The following is a 1,258-nucleotide window of genomic DNA, read 5'->3' on the forward strand; positions in this document are numbered from 1 at the left end:
GTCTCGACCACCAGCCGACGGGGGGCCGTCGCCGCCGGTTCCGGCAGGCGCAGCGGCAGGCGGCCCGGCGTGACACTGCCCAGCAGTGACGGGTGGCGCGCGCCGGTGCCCGACGGCAGGGTGCCCGGCAGGCCGTGCACCGTCAGGAAGCCCAGGACGGCGAAGGCCAGCGCTTCCTTCGCGTCGGAGGGGACCCCCAGGTCGTCGCTCGGCAGCAGTCGCACGCCGGGCAGCTCCTCGGCGATCATGCCGGTCAGGACGGGGTTGTGCGCCCCGCCGCCGGAGACCACCAACTGGGTGACACCGTGGGCGCGGACCGCGTCCGCCACCGTCACCGCGGTCAGCCGGGTGAGGGTGGCCAGCACGTCGTTCGGCTCGGCGACCGGTACGGCAGCAAGCGCCCGCAGCAGGTAGGGAAGGTGGAAGAGCTCCTTGCCGGTGCTCTTCGGCGCGGGCAGGCGGTAGTACGGCTCGTCGAGCAGCAGCCGCAGCAGCTCCGGCGCCTCCCGGCCCGCGCCGGCGCCGCGCCCCGACTCGTCGTACTCGCGGGCGCCTGCCGTGAAATGGCGTACGGCCGCGTCCAGCAGGGCGTTGGCGGGACCGGTGTCGAAGGCGACCGGGTCGGTGTCCGGAGCCGCGACGGTGATGTTGGCGATGCCGCCCAGGTTGAGGGCGGCCGGGACGCCCGGCAGGCCCCGCAGCAGCAGTGTGTCGGTCATGCCGACGAGGGGCGCGCCCTGGCCGCCCGCGGCGATGTCGCGTGCCCGCAGGTCCGACACGACGGGCAGGCCGGTCGCCTCCGCGATCCAGGCGGGCTCGCCGAGCTGGAGGGTGCCGAGCACGGCGCCGTCGCGTACCCAGTGGTGCATCGTCTGCCCGTGCGAGACGACCAGATCGGCGTCGCCGCCGCACACTTCGGCCAGGGCGCGGACGGCGGCTCCGGCGAACGCCTGGCCGATGCCGGTGTCCAGGGCGCAGACCGCTTCGGTGCTGGTCGCGGCCGGGGGCAGCGCGGCGCCGATCGCGGCGCGCAGGTCATCGGGGTAGGCGACACCGATCCGGCCGAGCGGACGCATCCGTAGCGTCTCGCCCTCCAGGGTGAGATCGGCCGCGGCTGCTTCGATGGCGTCGTACGAGGTGCCGGACATCAGGCCGATCACACGCATGGGAAGCTCCGAGTCTTCGGGTCGTACCGGCCGGGCGCGCCGTACGCGGGCGGCCGGTACGAAGTGACCGGGCCGGGGGCCGCCGGATCGCG

At 75.2% G+C, this 1,258-nt stretch carries 1 protein-coding gene; it reads right to left on the reverse strand.

Going from position 1 to position 1,258, the window contains the following annotated elements; all coding sequences use genetic code 11:
- A partial coding sequence (locus ABZV34_RS39680; protein ID WP_356288232.1) for an anhydro-N-acetylmuramic acid kinase occupies window positions 1-1,166 on the reverse strand: 1,166 nt, incomplete at its 3' end.
- Window positions 1,167-1,258 lie beyond the last annotated feature (92 nt).

It is taken from the genome of Streptomyces sp. NPDC005195 (assembly GCF_040608315.1).
Taxonomy (GTDB): Bacteria; Actinomycetota; Actinomycetes; order Streptomycetales; family Streptomycetaceae; genus Streptomyces; species Streptomyces kaempferi.